The 12991-nt window shown below is 71.2% G+C and carries 14 protein-coding genes; 3 read left to right on the top strand and 11 right to left on the bottom strand.

Annotated elements, in window-relative coordinates; all coding sequences use genetic code 11:
• Positions 1-311, top strand: a 311-nt coding sequence (locus ETD85_RS52850) for a DUF3145 family protein (protein WP_138697427.1), incomplete at its 5' end; no start/stop codon positions are given.
• A 179-nt stretch (positions 312-490) separates the two neighbouring features.
• On the opposite strand, the gene ETD85_RS52855 is transcribed toward ETD85_RS52850, so the two are convergent.
• The 9 genes from ETD85_RS52855 to ETD85_RS52895 form a co-directional block, all read right to left on the bottom strand.
• The gene (locus tag ETD85_RS52855) at positions 491-1915 is read right to left on the bottom strand and encodes an acyl-CoA carboxylase subunit beta (protein ID WP_138697428.1); all 1425 of its coding nucleotides are present in this window, start codon (positions 1913-1915) and stop codon (positions 491-493) included.
• Positions 1916-3148 carry a beta-ketoacyl-ACP synthase II gene (gene fabF / locus ETD85_RS52860; protein WP_138697429.1) on the bottom strand — a complete coding sequence of 411 codons (1233 nt, stop codon included), beginning with the start codon at positions 3146-3148 and terminating at the stop codon, positions 1916-1918. It lies immediately after the preceding gene.
• 36 nt (positions 3149-3184) lie between these two features.
• The gene (locus ETD85_RS52865; protein WP_043614464.1) at positions 3185-3424 is read right to left on the bottom strand and encodes an acyl carrier protein; all 240 of its coding nucleotides are present in this window, start codon (positions 3422-3424) and stop codon (positions 3185-3187) included.
• Between the two features lie 90 nt (positions 3425-3514).
• Positions 3515-4471, bottom strand: coding sequence for a beta-ketoacyl-ACP synthase III (locus tag ETD85_RS52870; RefSeq protein WP_138697430.1), 957 nt, complete (start codon positions 4469-4471; stop codon positions 3515-3517).
• The gene (locus tag ETD85_RS52875; RefSeq protein WP_138697431.1) at positions 4468-5364 is read right to left on the bottom strand and encodes an ACP S-malonyltransferase; all 897 of its coding nucleotides are present in this window, start codon (positions 5362-5364) and stop codon (positions 4468-4470) included. The genes ETD85_RS52870 and ETD85_RS52875 overlap by 4 nt, the downstream gene beginning before the upstream one ends.
• 103 nt (positions 5365-5467) lie before the next feature.
• Positions 5468-6592 (bottom strand): PucR family transcriptional regulator, encoded by a 1125-nt coding sequence (locus tag ETD85_RS52880; protein WP_138697439.1) that lies wholly within the window; start codon positions 6590-6592, stop codon positions 5468-5470.
• A gap of 118 nt (positions 6593-6710) precedes the next feature.
• Positions 6711-7142 (bottom strand): DUF350 domain-containing protein, encoded by a 432-nt coding sequence (locus ETD85_RS52885; protein WP_138697432.1) that lies wholly within the window; start codon positions 7140-7142, stop codon positions 6711-6713.
• 121 nt (positions 7143-7263) lie between these two features.
• Positions 7264-8409, bottom strand: coding sequence for a glutathionylspermidine synthase family protein (locus ETD85_RS52890; RefSeq protein ID WP_138697433.1), 1146 nt, complete (start codon positions 8407-8409; stop codon positions 7264-7266).
• Positions 8410-8412: 3 nt separating this feature from the next.
• Complete coding sequence (locus ETD85_RS52895) at positions 8413-8889, bottom strand: hypothetical protein (RefSeq protein WP_138697434.1); 477 nt, start codon at positions 8887-8889, stop codon at positions 8413-8415.
• 102 nt (positions 8890-8991) lie between these two features.
• Between ETD85_RS52895 and ETD85_RS52900 the strand changes: the two genes are divergently transcribed.
• On the top strand, positions 8992-10014 hold the full coding sequence (locus ETD85_RS52900) for a PHP domain-containing protein (protein ID WP_206059444.1): 1023 nt from the start codon (positions 8992-8994) through the stop codon (positions 10012-10014).
• A gap of 64 nt (positions 10015-10078) precedes the next feature.
• Here ETD85_RS52900 and ETD85_RS52905 read toward each other — a convergent pair whose 3' ends face one another.
• Both ETD85_RS52905 and ETD85_RS52910 read right to left on the bottom strand, forming a co-directional pair.
• Positions 10079-10426, bottom strand: a complete 348-nt coding sequence (locus tag ETD85_RS52905) for a hypothetical protein (RefSeq protein WP_138697436.1) — start codon at positions 10424-10426, stop codon at positions 10079-10081.
• Entirely contained in the window at positions 10404-12242 is a 1839-nt protein-coding gene (locus ETD85_RS52910) for a hypothetical protein (protein WP_138697437.1), read from the bottom strand. Before ETD85_RS52910 ends, ETD85_RS52905 begins: the two co-directional genes overlap by 23 nt.
• A 200-nt stretch (positions 12243-12442) precedes the next feature.
• Here ETD85_RS52910 and ETD85_RS52915 point away from each other — a divergent pair.
• On the top strand, positions 12443-12991 hold a 549-nt coding region (locus ETD85_RS52915; protein WP_138697438.1), incomplete at its 3' end, for a helix-turn-helix transcriptional regulator.

Raw genomic sequence — 12991 nt, forward strand, 5'->3', positions numbered from 1 at the left:
TCGCCTCGTCGCTCATGGGCTGGCAGCGCCTCAGGTTCGAGATCACCGAGGACGCCTCGCCGGGTGTCGACGGCTCCCGGCACGCCTACACGCCGACGCTCGGAGCCTTCACCGCGGTCATCGGCGTCGCCGGCGACATCATGATCCCCGAAGACCGGCTGCGCACCGCGATGCTGATGTCCGCCCAAGGGCGGTGCGTGCTGGAGGACGAGCTGGACAAGATGCTCGGCAGGCCGTGGGACGAGGAGCTGGAGCCGTTCAGGTACGCGGGCGACGGCGCGCCGGTCCGCTGGCTGCACGCCGCCGTCTGACACCCGGAGCGCCCGCCGGACCGAGACCTCCCGTGCGCCTGTACCCGCCGGACCCGCACCCGCCTGAGACCTCCCGTGCGCCTGCGCTCGCAGGCCACGCGGCCGTCTGAGCAGCGCCTGGAACGCGCGAAGGCCCCGCACCGACACCGGTGCGGGGCCTTCGGACGTTCTGGGCCGGGCTACAGCGGGATGTTGCCGTGCGCGCCCCTGGCGGGGGTGGCCTGGGCGAGGACCTTGGCGATCGCGCCGCGGGTCTCCTCCGGCTTGATCACCTCGTCGATGACGCCCAGCTCCTGCGCCCTGGACAGGCCCCCGGCGAGCTTCTCGTGCTCCCCGGCCAGGCGCTGCTCCAGCTCGGCGCGCTCCTCCTCGGACGCGGCCGCCAGCTCGCGCCGCTTGAGAATGCGCACCGCGGCCACCGGGCCCATGACCGCGATCTCGGTCGTCGGCCAGGCGAACACCTTGGTCGCGCCCAGCGCCCGGGAGTTCATCGCGATGTAGGCCCCGCCGTACGCCTTGCGCGTGACCAGCGTGACCCGCGGCACCGACGCCTCGGCGAAGGCGTGCAGCAGCTTGGCCCCGCGCCGGACCACGCCGTCGTGCTCCTGCCCGACGCCCGGCAGATAACCCGGTACGTCCACGAGGACAACCAATGGCACCCCGAAAGCGTCACACATACGTACGAAGCGGGCAGCTTTCTCGGCGGACGTGGCGTCGAGGCAGCCGCCGAGCCGCATCGGGTTGTTGGCGATCACACCGACCGTCCGGCCACCGAGGCGGCCGAGCGACGTGACGATGTTCGGTGCCCACTTGGGGTGCAGCTCGATGCCGGGCTCATCGAGCAGGCCGTTGACGAGCGGCTTGACGTCGTATGCGCGGCGCGCGGACTCGGGCAGCAGCGTGGAGAAATCCACCTCGCCGATCTCGCCCGTGCGCACCCTGCCCTGGTGGCCCAGGAGGGTGGCGAGCCGGCGCGCCTTGACGTAGGCGTCGGTCTCGGTCTTGGTGACGACGTGCACGACGCCGCTGCGCTTGCTGTGCGGCTCGGGGCCGCCCAGGGCCGCGCTGTCGACGTTCTCGCCGGTGACGCTGCGGACCACGTCGGGGCCCGTGACGAAGATGCGGCCGGTGTCGGCCAGGATGACCAGGTCGGTGAGCGCGGGCCCGTAGGCGGCGCCGCCCGCGGCGGGGCCGACGACCACGGAGATCTGCGGCACGACGCCCGACGCCTTCGTCATGGCGGCGAAGACCCGGCCGACGGCGTGCAGCGACTCGACGCCTTCGGCGAGTCGCGCACCGCCGGAGTGCCAGATTCCGATGACCGGCACCCGTTCGCGGACGGCCACGTCGTAGGCGTGCACGATGTGCTCGCAGCCCTCGCTGCCCATCGCGCCGCCCTGGAAGCGGGCGTCACTGCAGAAGGCGACGACGGGAACACCCTCGACGCGGCCCATGGCGGCCAGCACGCCGCTCTTGTCTTCGGAGGTGATCAGCCGCAGCGAGCCCTCGTCGAGCAGCGCGGCCAGACGGACTACTGGATCACGGGGGTCCGCGGGCTCCTGATCGGAGCCCCCGGTCACCACCCGGTTGTCCAGTACGGTCATTCAGGCCCCCTTGAACACGACGGTCACGTTGTGGCCACCGAACCCGAAGGAGTTGTTGACCGCGGCGATGTCGCCTTCGGGCAGGGTGCGGTTCTTGCCGTAGACCAGGTCCACCTCGATGCCGTCGTCTAGGTTGTCGAGGTTGATCGTGGCGGGGACGATGCGCTCCTGGAGCGCCTTGATCGCGAAGACGGACTCGATGCCGCCCGCGCCGCCGAGCAGGTGCCCGGTCATGGACTTGGTCGAGGTGACCAGCGGGTGGGTGCCGATGGCCTTGGCCACCGCCTGCACCTCGCCGACGTCACCCGCGGGGGTCGAGGTGGCGTGCGCGTTGACGTGCTTGACGTCGTGGCCGGTGAGGCCCGCGTCGGTCAGCGCCTGCGTCATCGCCATGATGATGCCCCGGCCCTCGGGCTCGGGCTGGGTGATGTGGTGGGAGTCGGCGGAGTAGCCGACGCCCGCGGCGTAGGCGTAGATCCGCGCGCCGCGCGCCTTCGCGTGCTCCTCGGACTCCAGCACCACGATGCCTGCGCCCTCGCCGAGCACGAACCCGTCGCGGTCGCGGTCCCACGGCCTGGACGCGCCCTGCGGGTCGTCGTTGCGGGTGGACATGGCGCGCGCGGCGGCGAAGGCGGCCATGTTGAGCCCGTGGATGGCGGCCTCGGTGCCGCCGGCGATCACGACGTCGGCGCGGCCGGCCCTGATCATGTCCATCGCGTAGCCGATCGCCTCGGCGCCCGACGCGCAGGCGGAGACGGTGGCGTGCACGCCGGCCTGGGCGCCCCGGTCGAGGCCGATCCAGGCGGCGGGGCCGTTGGGCATGAGCATCGGCACCGTGAAGGGCGACAGCCGGTTCCAGCCGCGCTCCTTCCAGGTGTCGTAGGCGGTCAGCGTGGTCGTGATGCCGCCGATGCCGCTGGAGACCACCACGCCGAGGCGCTCGGGCGCGACCTCCGGCGAGCCGGCGTCCTGCCAGGCCTCCCGCGCCGCGACCATCGCGAACTGCTCGCTGCGGTCGAGGCGGCGGCTCTCGGGCCGCGGCAGGACATCGGTGGGATCGACCGCCGCCGTCCCCGCGAACTTCACGGGGACGGCGTCGATCCAGTCCGTGGTCAGAGTCTCGACACCCGACTGACCGGCAAGGAGAGCCGTCCAGGTCGAGGTGACGTCTCCACCGACGGGCGTCGTCGCGCCAAGCCCGGTGACGACGACACGTACCCGGTTCGCACTCACGTTTTCGCGCTCCTTACTGGTCAGAGGGGGGTGTCTTCAGTTCTGGATGAAGGTGAGGACGTCCTTGACCGTCTTCAGGTTCTTGAGCTGGTCGTCGGGGATCTCGACGCCGAACTCGTCCTGGGCGGCCACGGCGATCTCGACCATGGACAGGGAGTCGATGTCGAGGTCGTCCACGAAGCTCTTCTCGGGGGTCACCTCGGACGCCGGAATGCCGGTGATCTCGTTGATGATCTTGCCGAGGCCCTCGAGGATGTCCTGCTCGGTGGCTGCCATGTCGCTGGTTCTCCTTTGGTTTTCTGGATTCTGCGCGGTCACGCCGCACAAGCTCTTGACGGGTGTACGGCGCGATGACCGTACGGGATCCTACGGAATCTCGATGACCTGGCCCGCATAGGTCAGGCCGGCGCCGAAGCCGAGGACGAGTGCGAGGCCGCCGGAGCGGACCTCACCGCGCTCCAGCATGCGCGAGAGCGCGAGCGGGATGGAGGCGGCGGAAGTGTTGCCCGCATTGACGATGTCGCGGGCGATGACGGCCTGGCCGGCGCCGAGTTTGCGGGCGATGGCCTCGATGATGCGCAGGTTGGCCTGGTGAGGCACGAACGCCGCCAGCTCCGAGGGGTCCACGCCCGCTCGGGAGCAGGCTTCGAGCGCCACCGGGTGCAGGGCGGTGGTGGCCCAGCGGAAGACCGTCTGGCCTTCCTGGTGGAGGAAGTTCGCGCGGTCTTTGACGATGATCGCGTCGGACTTGTCGCCGGCGCTGCCCCACACGACGGGGCCGATGCCCGGGGTCTCGGAGGGACCCACCACGGCGGCGCCCGCGCCGTCGGCGAAGATCACGGCGGTGGACCTGTCGGTCCAGTCGACCCACTGCGACAGCTTCTCCGCGCCGATGACCAGCACGTGCCGGGCCGATCCCGCGCGGACCGCGGCGCTGGCGGTGCCGAGCGCGTAGCAGAATCCGGCGCAGGCGGCGTTCACGTCGAAGGCGCCGGGGGAGTTGATGCCGAGGCGGTGGGCCACGATGGCGGAGGCGTTGGGGATCTGGGACTCGAGCGTGCAGGTGGCCACGATGACCAGGTCGACGTCCTCGGGCGACAGGCCGCTCGCGGCCAGCGCCTTGCCGCCGGCGATGGTGGCCATGTCCTCGACGGACTCGCCCGCGGGCGCGACCCTGCGCTCCTTGATGCCGACCCTGGACTGGATCCACTCGTCGTTGGTGTCCATGGTCGCGGCCAGGTCGTCGTTGGTGACGACGTTGGCCGGCTGGTAGTGGCCGAGGGCCAGCACCCTGCCGCCGGGGGCGATGTCGGGGATCCTCACTTGATCAGCTCCCTGGCCGCGTCGAGGTCGTCGGGGGTCTTCAGTGCCACGGTGGTGACGCCGCGCAGACCGCGCCTGGCCAGGCCGGTCAGCGTGCCGCCGGGCAGCAGCTCGATCATCTTGGTGACGCCGAGCCCTGCCATGGTCTCCATGCAGGCGTCCCACCGCACCGGGTTGCTGACCTGCTTGACCAGCCGCTCGACGAACTCGGCGCCGGTGGCCACCGGCTGCCCGTCGGCGTTGGACAGCAGCTTGACCTGGGGGTCGGCGGGCACGATGGCACGGGCGGCCTCGCGCAGGCTCTCCACCGCCGGGGCCATGTGGTGGGTGTGGAAGGCACCGGCCACGGAGAGCGGGATGAGGCGGGCGCGGGCGGGCGGCTCTTCCTTGAACGCGGCCAGCTGCTCCAGCGTGCCGCCGGCCACGATCTGGCCGGCGCCGTTGCTGTTGGCGGGCGTGAGCCCGTGCTTGTCGATGGCGGCCAGCACGTCGGCCTCGACGCCGCCGAGCACGGCGGTCATGCCGGTCTCGGTGACGGCGGCGGCCTTGGCCATGGCCTGGGCGCGGTCGCGGACCAGCGTGAGCGCCTGCTCCTCGGTGAGCACCCCGGCCAGCGCCGCGGCGGCGAACTCGCCGACGCTGTGGCCCGCCAGCAGGCCCGGAGCCGCGCCGAGCGCCTCGGCGGAGGCCAGCGCGGCGGCCACGAGCAGGGGCTGGGCGACGGCGGTGTCGCGGATCTCGTCGGCTCCGGCGGTCGTCCCGTAGGCGACCAGATCGAGCCCGACGACCTCCGACCAGGCACCGAGTCTGTCGGCCAGGCCGGGCAGCTCGAGCCAGGGAGTCAGGAAGCCTGGGGTTTGGGCACCTTGGCCCGGGGCGACGAGTACAAGCACGAAATCAACCTTGCCCTGTAGAACTTCGACACGCGGATGGAGATCCGTACGAACTTTGTCCGGGGTGTTTTGTAGGAATCCTACAGTAGGGATTTCGGCGCCATTACGTTAGGGCTCCCCAGGTTACGGCGCTTTCCGAGAGCCTGCCGAGGATGAGGCCCACTTGCAGGGTGAACGCGGACCTGCCCTCGGTCGGCTGGTAGCCCGTCAGCTCCGTGATCTTTTTGAGGCGGTAGCGGACGGTGTTGGGGTGGACGAACAGCAGCCGGGCGGTCGCCTCCAGGGAGGTGCCCTGCTCAAGGTACATGGCCAGGGTATCGAGCAGCGGCGTGCCGGCCAGCGGCAGGTAGACGTTCTCGATGAGCTGCTCCCTGGCGTCGCCGTCGCCGTCGAGCGCCCGCTCGGCCAGCAGGTCCTCGGCGTGCACGGGGCGCGGCGCGTCGGGCCAGCCCGAGGACGCCTTCAGCCCGGCCAGCGCCGCCCTGGCGGACCTGGCGGCGGCGTGCAGGTCGGGGACCTCGGGGCCGATGACGATCGGGCCCACGCCGAAGCGGGCCACGACCTGCTTGGCCGCGTCGTTCACGCTCTCCGCGCCGCCCACGATCACGATCAGCCGGTCGGCCTGCACCCCGGCCAGCAGGTCCATGCCGATGCGGCGGCCCTTCTCGCGCAGGCCGTCGATGACCGCGCGCGGATCGCCCTCGGGGGCGTGGCCGGCGATGACGACGACGGGGGAGGAGGTCCAGCCGAGCGCGGCGGCCCAGGAGTGCAGGCCGTCGTCCACCTCGCCGCGTACGAGGGCGTCGACGATCAGGGCCTCAAGCCTGGCGTCCCACGAGCCCCTGGCCTCGGCCTCCCTGGCGTAGACGTGGGCCGCGGCGAAGGCCACGTCGCGGGTGTAGCGCAACATGGCCTGCTGGAGCTGGTCCTCGCCGCCGGGCGAGGCCAGCTCGTGGGTCTGCGCCTCGACGACCTCGACCACGACCCTGACGATGTCGACCGTCTGCTGGAGCGAGATTGACCGCTTGAGCTCGCGCGGCGCGGTGCCGAAGAACTCGATGCTGGGCGTGGGCCGGTCTTCGCCCGCGTGCTGGAACCACTCGACGAACGCGGCGATGCCGGCCTGGGCCACCAGCCCCACCCATGACCGGTCCTCGGCGCTGAGCGCGCGGAACCAGGGGAGCTGATCGTCCATGCGCGCCATCGCCGCGGTGCCGAGCGCGCCCATGGCCCGCTCGAGCCTGCGGGTGGTGTCCTCCCGGGTCCGGTCTGTCACGCCTTCTAGAGTGCCAGGTCTGTTCGGCTGACCGCGACGGCGGCGACGGGGCGGGCCTCCGGCCCGGCGATCAGATGACGGCGACCGCGGTGATCAGGCCGATCGCCACGTGGGTGACCGCGAGCAGGCGCGCGCCCGGCTGCAGCTCGTTCTCCTTGACCAGGTCGCGCACGGAGATGCCGACGATCTTGTCGAAGACGAGCATCGCCACGGTCTGCACCACGATGCCGACCAGGCCGAACACCGCCGTGCCCGCCAGGCCCTCCGCCAGCCTGCCGCCGGAGGCCCAGATCGAGGCGGCCACGATCAGGCCGACCGCGGCCAGGGCCGAGGTGGTCAGCAGGGTGGCGTTGGGGTTGCGCTCGGTGCGGATGACCTCGCTCAGCTTGCCGGGGGTGGCCCAGTCGATCACGTAGAAGCCGACGATCATCAGGATCACGCCGACGGCGGCGTAGGCGGCGATGGCGCCCGCGCCGCGGGCGAGGGTTTCGAGAAGGGTCACGTCAGTTCCAATCACGGGGAGTGGCCCCCGCTCGAACAGGGGCGGGAAGAAGGGGACGGGGACAGCTGGTCGATTTCCGGTGGGATGTCAGGTCCGGTGGTGAAGTCAGGTCCGTGCGGTGTCAGGTTGCGATGCGGTGCGGGACGAAGGAGGAGGTGTCGTCGGTGATGAGGCCGGTGGTCTCCCTGATGCCGAGCCCGGCCGGCTCGTCGGCGACCACCCAGGCGCCGAGCACGGGCCGCTGCCCCTCGAACACCGGCAGCGCCTCGAAGCCCTGGAAGACGTAACCCTCCTGACCGTAGGAGCCGGGCGTCTCCTGGGTGCCATCGGGCGTGACGATGCGCATGGAGGCGCCCTCCCTGCCGAGCAGCGGCTTGGCGATGTAGGAGGTCATGTCCCTGGGTCCGTCGAGATAGGCGGGCAGCAGGCTGGGATGGTCCGGGTAGAGCTCCCAGAGCACCGCCAGCAGCGCCTTGTTGGACAGCAGCGTCTTCCACAGCGGCTCGATCCAGGTGGCATGCCGTACGGCGTGCCGCCCGAACTCGTCGGCCAGCATCCACTCCCACGGATAGAGCTTGAACGCAGAGCGGATCACCTGGTCGTCGACGTCGACGAAGCGGCGGTTGAGCGCGTCCCAGCCGATGTCCTCCATGGCGACGGCCATCGTCGGCAGCCCGGCCTGCTCGGCCGTCTCCTGCAAGTAGGCCACCGTCATGGCCTCTTCGCCGGTCTCATCCGTGTTCGTGAACGCGAAGTGGGTGGGCCCCGGCGGCAGCCGCAGCTCGCGCCAGCGCTCGATGAGCCGCTCGTGCACGGAGTTCCACTGGTCGTCGCCCGGATGGACGTCCTGCAGCCAGAACCACTGCACGACTGAGGACTCCAGCAGCGAGGTCGGCGTGTCGGCGTTGTACTCCAGCAGCTTGGCCGGGCCCGTGCCGTCGTAGCGCAGGTCGAAGCGGGCGTACAGGTAGGGGTCGCGGCGCTCCCAGGAGCGGGCCACCTCCTCCCACGCCCACTCGGGGATGGCGAAGTCGGCGAACCGCTTGGTGGACACCACGTGCTCGACCGTGCTCAGGCACATGCCGTGGAGCTCCTCGACCTGCTCCTCCAGCGCCTCGACCTCGTCCATCGAGAAGACGTAGTGGACGGACTCGTCCCAGTACGGGCGGCTCAGCCCCTCCGGGTGGGCGGCGCGGTGGTAGGCCAGGCCCTGGCCCTCGATCGTCTTCTCCCAGCCGTCCCTGGGAGTGCCATGCTCGCGACGCATCAGTCAGCTCCCGCTGCTCCAGCGGTTGCCGAAGCCGCCGCGCTGGATGTCCTTACCCGTGCGGCTGCTGATGTTCACGTCGGATGGCCGGTAGGTGGTGCCGCCGCGCACGCGGTCGCCGCTCCGGGTGCCGCCGTAGTACCACATGTACGCCCCCCGCGAGTAGCCGCTGCTGTAGTAGTGGCGCGACGTGCCGGAGCCGTTGTCGTCATCGCAGTAGGCGTCGTCCACGACCTGGTAGGAGCCGTCGTCGGGGAACGGGGTGGCGCTGGTGTCCGGCAGCGGCGTGGGGCTGGCGTCGGGCGCCGGGGTGGCGCTGCTGTCCACGACCATGACGCAGTCGGCGGTGACCTCGTCGTCGTCGGAGTCCGCGATCGCCCAGATGCCGACCAGCGTCAGCGAGATGACGCCGAGAACCGCCAGGGGGACGGCCTTGGACGACTTGCGCGGCGCCTCTTCGGGGTGGGGCGGTGGTGCCATCAAGCTCCTGCTTTCATCGGCCGATCAGCCTATCGGTGGCGCTTGCTCACGTTCAATGAATAACGGCTGGCTGTTGCTATCGGTTTGGGTATGAATCAACGTATGGATCCCGTTGATGCCCTGCGCGAGATCGCCTTCCTGCTTGAGCGGGCCGGGGAGCCCACCTACCGCGTACGAGCCTTCCGCCGCGCCGCCTCGGTCGTCGCCGACCTGCCCGAGGGCGAGCTGGACCGGCTGGCCCGCGGCGACGGGCTCGGCGGCCTCCCCGGCATCGGCAAGGTCACCGCACTGGTGATCAACGAAGCGCTTTCCGGTCAGGTTCCGACCTATCTGCGCCGAATGCGGGCCACCGAGGGCGTAGAGCTGGACGAGGAGACCGCGGCGCTGCGGGCGGCGTTGAAGGGGGATCTGCACAGCCATTCCGACTGGTCGGACGGAGGCTCGCCGATCGAGGAGATGGCGGAGGCGGCCGTCGGGCTCGGGCACGAGTACTGGGCGCTGACCGACCACTCGCCGCGCCTGACCGTGGCCAAAGGGCTGACGGCCGAGCGGCTGGAGCGGCAGCTCGACGTGGTGGCCGAGCTGAACGAGCGGCTGGCGCCGTTCAGGATCCTGACCGGGATCGAGGTGGACATCAACCTGGACGGCTCGCTCGACCAGGAGCGCAAGCTGCTGGAGCGCCTGGACGTGGTGGTGGCCAGCGTGCACTCCAAGCTGCGCATGGGCTCGGAGGACATGACCCGCAGGATGGTCACGGCCATCGCCGATCCGCTGGTGAACGTGCTGGGGCACTGCACCGGCCGGGTGGTGCAGGCGGGCGGCAAGCGGGGCGTGAAGAGGCCGGAGTCGGAGTTCGATGCGGAGCTGGTCTTCGAGGCCTGCCGGAGGTTCGGGGTGGCGGTCGAGATCAACTCCCGGCCCGACCGGCTCGACCCGCCGAAGCGGCTGATGCGGCTGGCGTACGAGATGGGGTGCCTGTTCGCGATCGACTCCGACGCGCACGCGCCGGGGCAGCTCGACTGGCAGCGGTACGGATGCGAGCGCGCCGCCCGATGCGGTATCGAGGCGGAGCGGATCGTCAACGCCTGGCCGCTCGACCGGCTGCTCGAATGGACCAGCTCCTGACCTGGTCAGCCGGTGAGGATGCCCAGGACCCCGGCCGACAGGCGAAGAGGATTTCGGACCCCGGTCAGCCGGTGAAGAGGCTCAGGATCTCGGCCGCGGCCCCCGCCACCGGCAGCACCGTCGCGGCCCGCTGCCCGATGCGCTCCAGCGCGGCCCTGATCCGGCTCCGGTCGGGATCGGGCTCCCGCAGCTCGGCCTGCACCTCCAGGGCGTCGCGCCGGACCTTGGCCCTCGCGGCCGGCTCGAACTCACTCAGGTGCTCCGCCACCAGGCGGACGAGCGCGTCCGCGGCCGCCTGGGCCGGATGCGCGGGCCCGCTGGACTGGTTGACGGGCCCGGCGTTGCCGATCGCCACCTGATTGCCGAACGTGCTGCCCTCGATGTGGATGTCAAGCTGACGTCGCCGTTCCATCAGGCCCTCCGGCCGGGTTCGGGGATGCGGGGGTGTTCTGCTGGACCGGGCCGAAATTGCCGAGGACGGCCTGGTCCCCGAGCTGGCTGTTGGTGATGTTGATCGAGGTGGACATCATGACGGAGGTCGCCTGCTGCCTGAACGCCTGCGTGTCGACGCCCTCCCTGTCGAGGAAGTCGATGACGGCCTCGGTCAGCCGCTGGCTGATGAGCTTGGTGTACTTGAAGGCGTCCAGCCGCTGGGTGAACGACAGCGCGCCCGACGCTCCCAGCTCCCGCACGCTCCTGCGGGCGCCGTAGTCGTGCATGACCTGCAGCCTGGGTGTCTGGGCCAGCCGCGTCAGGCTGATGCCGCTCAGCAGCGCGGACCCGAGGCGGGGCAGGGCGCCGAGTGCCACCTGCACGACCGGCACGGGCGGCGTCGACCTGATCGGCATGGCGAAGGCCAGCGGCCCGCGCGGCAGCTGGTCGATGACGTGGAAGTCCTGCCGGATGGGCGGCAGCACGGTGGAGACGAACTCCGTGTAGAGCATCCGGCCCTCGACCGCCAGGTGGATGAACGCGGAGACCACCACCTCCTGGTCCTCGGCCGGCGCGATCTGGCGGCCGTCCCCGTGGCTCACGCTGTGGCGCTCGCTGCCGACCATCACCAGCTGGTAGTGGCGGATGCCGGCCTGGGGGTTGCGGATCAGCGCCGCGACGGTCTCCGGCGAGGCCAGCGAGTACGGCTGCCACGACCGGTGGTCGATGAGCGACTCCGCCTGCCCGGACTTGGGACGCGAGATCAGCCCCCGGGCGACCACGTGGTCGTGCGTGGTCAGGTTGCGGATGCGCTCGGAGTCGCGCCGGACCTTGTCGCGCATGCTCTCCATGCGCTTCTTGACGAACCGGTGCAGCTCCACCGGATCCACATCGATGGACTTCTTGAGCCGGTTGCCGCTCTTGAGGTCCAGCTCCACGCTGATCGACCAGACCCGGGCCACGGAACCGGCTCCCAGGAAGGCCGGATCGTCGGGGAACATCAGGAAGGGGGAGCGCGCGGCGGCGTGCCGCCGGTCCTCCTCGTCGTCCTCGCCGTCGTCGTCCGATCTGCCGTCGCCGGAGTAGAGCGTGATGTTGCCGTGCTGGGCGCCGGCCGCGTACCTGATCCGCCTGCGCGCCCACGGGCCGTAGACGCGGGGCGCGCGGTACGGACGGCCGGCCCCAAGCCGGCGGGCCAGGGTGTGCACCACCAGGACGCGGAAGCCGAGGAGGATCAGGACGGTGAGCGCGGCGAAGAGGGCCAGGCCCGCTCCGAACGGCGCCCCCAGCCCGAAGATCCAGCTCCGCGTGCCGGGGTCCATCGAGTCGCGCACCTCGGTCAGGACCAGCCACAAGAACAGGCACACCGCCGCGGCCGACACCACGTACGTGCCCACCCGCGCCGGCCGGCCCGGCCGCCTGAAGGGCGCCCGGTGGAACCGGAGCAGGGGCACGAAGAGGGCCAGCGCCATCACCAGGGTCACCGGCTCCGTCACCAGGGCGGCGGCCATCGCCAGGACGAGCAGGACGTCGCGGGTGAGCGCCAGCCGCCGGGCGCGCAGGCAGTGCCGCAGCACCGCCTCGATGTCCAGGCCGTCGTGCGAGCGCGCCACCGCCCGGTGCGCGTCCTCCAGCAGCTCGGCGAGGACCTTCTCCCTGAACGACATGTCGAGGTAGGCGGCGGCGCACAGGTAGCGGGTCGCCGCTCTGAGCTCGGGCCTGGCGCCGGCCGGCCGCGGCGCGTGGGAGAAGAACGGCGGCGCGAGATCCTCGGATGGCTGCACGTGCAATGACATGTCCACCCCTGCCATGACGAAGAACCGGATATTACTCAACCGGCGCCCGCTCGGCTGTGCCCGCGGTTACTGCACGGGAGCACGGGAGCACGGGAGCACGCCTCCGGGACGTGAGACCCCTGTAGCCGGGTGGTGAGGCGCGGGTTACGGGCGCGGCTGGGGCGCCGCGATTGTCGGTGGCGCCGCGTAGCGTCTCGGCTGTGAACCGTACTGACCGGCTCTACGCGCTCGTCGAGGACCTGCGCGCCATCTCACCGCGCTGCCGTTCCGCCCGCGAGCTGGCCAAGAGGTTCGAGGTGAGCGTGCGCACGATCGAGCGCGACATCACCGCCCTGCAGGAGTCGGGGGTGCCGATCTACGCGGAGCCGGGGCGCAAGGGCGGTTACGCCATCGACAAGAAGATGTCCCTGCCGCCGCTCAACTTCACCCCCGCCGAGGCCGTGGCCATCGCGGTGGCGCTGAGCAGGGCCGGCGACCAGCCGTTCGGCAGGCAGGCGCGCAGCGCGTTACGCAAGGTGGTGGCCGCGATGCCCGGCTCCGAGGGCGAGCTGGCCAGGGAGCTGGCCCGGCGTGTGCAGCTCGTCCACCTGCCGCCGGAGCCGGGCGCCGAGATCCAGCCGCTCGGCGCCGAGGGCATCTCCCGGGCCATCGAGGAGGCGTTGCTGCGCCGCCGGGTGCTCAGGCTCGACTACGCCGACGCCAAGGGCGCGCTGACCTCCCGCGACGTCGAGCCGGGGGTGTTCCTGGGC

This window comes from Nonomuraea zeae, assembly GCF_005889725.1.
GTDB lineage: Bacteria > Actinomycetota > Actinomycetes > Streptosporangiales > Streptosporangiaceae > Nonomuraea > Nonomuraea zeae.

What these genes read in the sequence shown, in the direction of transcription:
- ETD85_RS52855 (WP_138697428.1), bottom strand. Translation starts at nt 1,915, where the DNA reads ATGACCGTACTGGACAACCGGGTGGTGACCGGGGGCTCCGATCAGGAG.
- ETD85_RS52865 (WP_043614464.1), bottom strand. Translation starts at nt 3,424, where the DNA reads ATGGCAGCCACCGAGCAGGACATCCTCGAGGGCCTCGGCAAGATCATC.
- ETD85_RS52880 (WP_138697439.1), bottom strand. Translation starts at nt 6,592, where the DNA reads ATGGGCGCGCTCGGCACCGCGGCGATGGCGCGCATGGACGATCAGCTC.
- ETD85_RS52890 (WP_138697433.1), bottom strand. Translation starts at nt 8,409, where the DNA reads ATGCGTCGCGAGCATGGCACTCCCAGGGACGGCTGGGAGAAGACGATC.
- ETD85_RS52895 (WP_138697434.1), bottom strand. Translation starts at nt 8,889, where the DNA reads ATGGCACCACCGCCCCACCCCGAAGAGGCGCCGCGCAAGTCGTCCAAG.
- ETD85_RS52900 (WP_206059444.1), top strand. Translation starts at nt 8,992, where the DNA reads ATGGATCCCGTTGATGCCCTGCGCGAGATCGCCTTCCTGCTTGAGCGG.
- ETD85_RS52905 (WP_138697436.1), bottom strand. Translation starts at nt 10,426, where the DNA reads ATGGAACGGCGACGTCAGCTTGACATCCACATCGAGGGCAGCACGTTC.
- ETD85_RS52910 (WP_138697437.1), bottom strand. Translation starts at nt 12,242, where the DNA reads ATGTCATTGCACGTGCAGCCATCCGAGGATCTCGCGCCGCCGTTCTTC.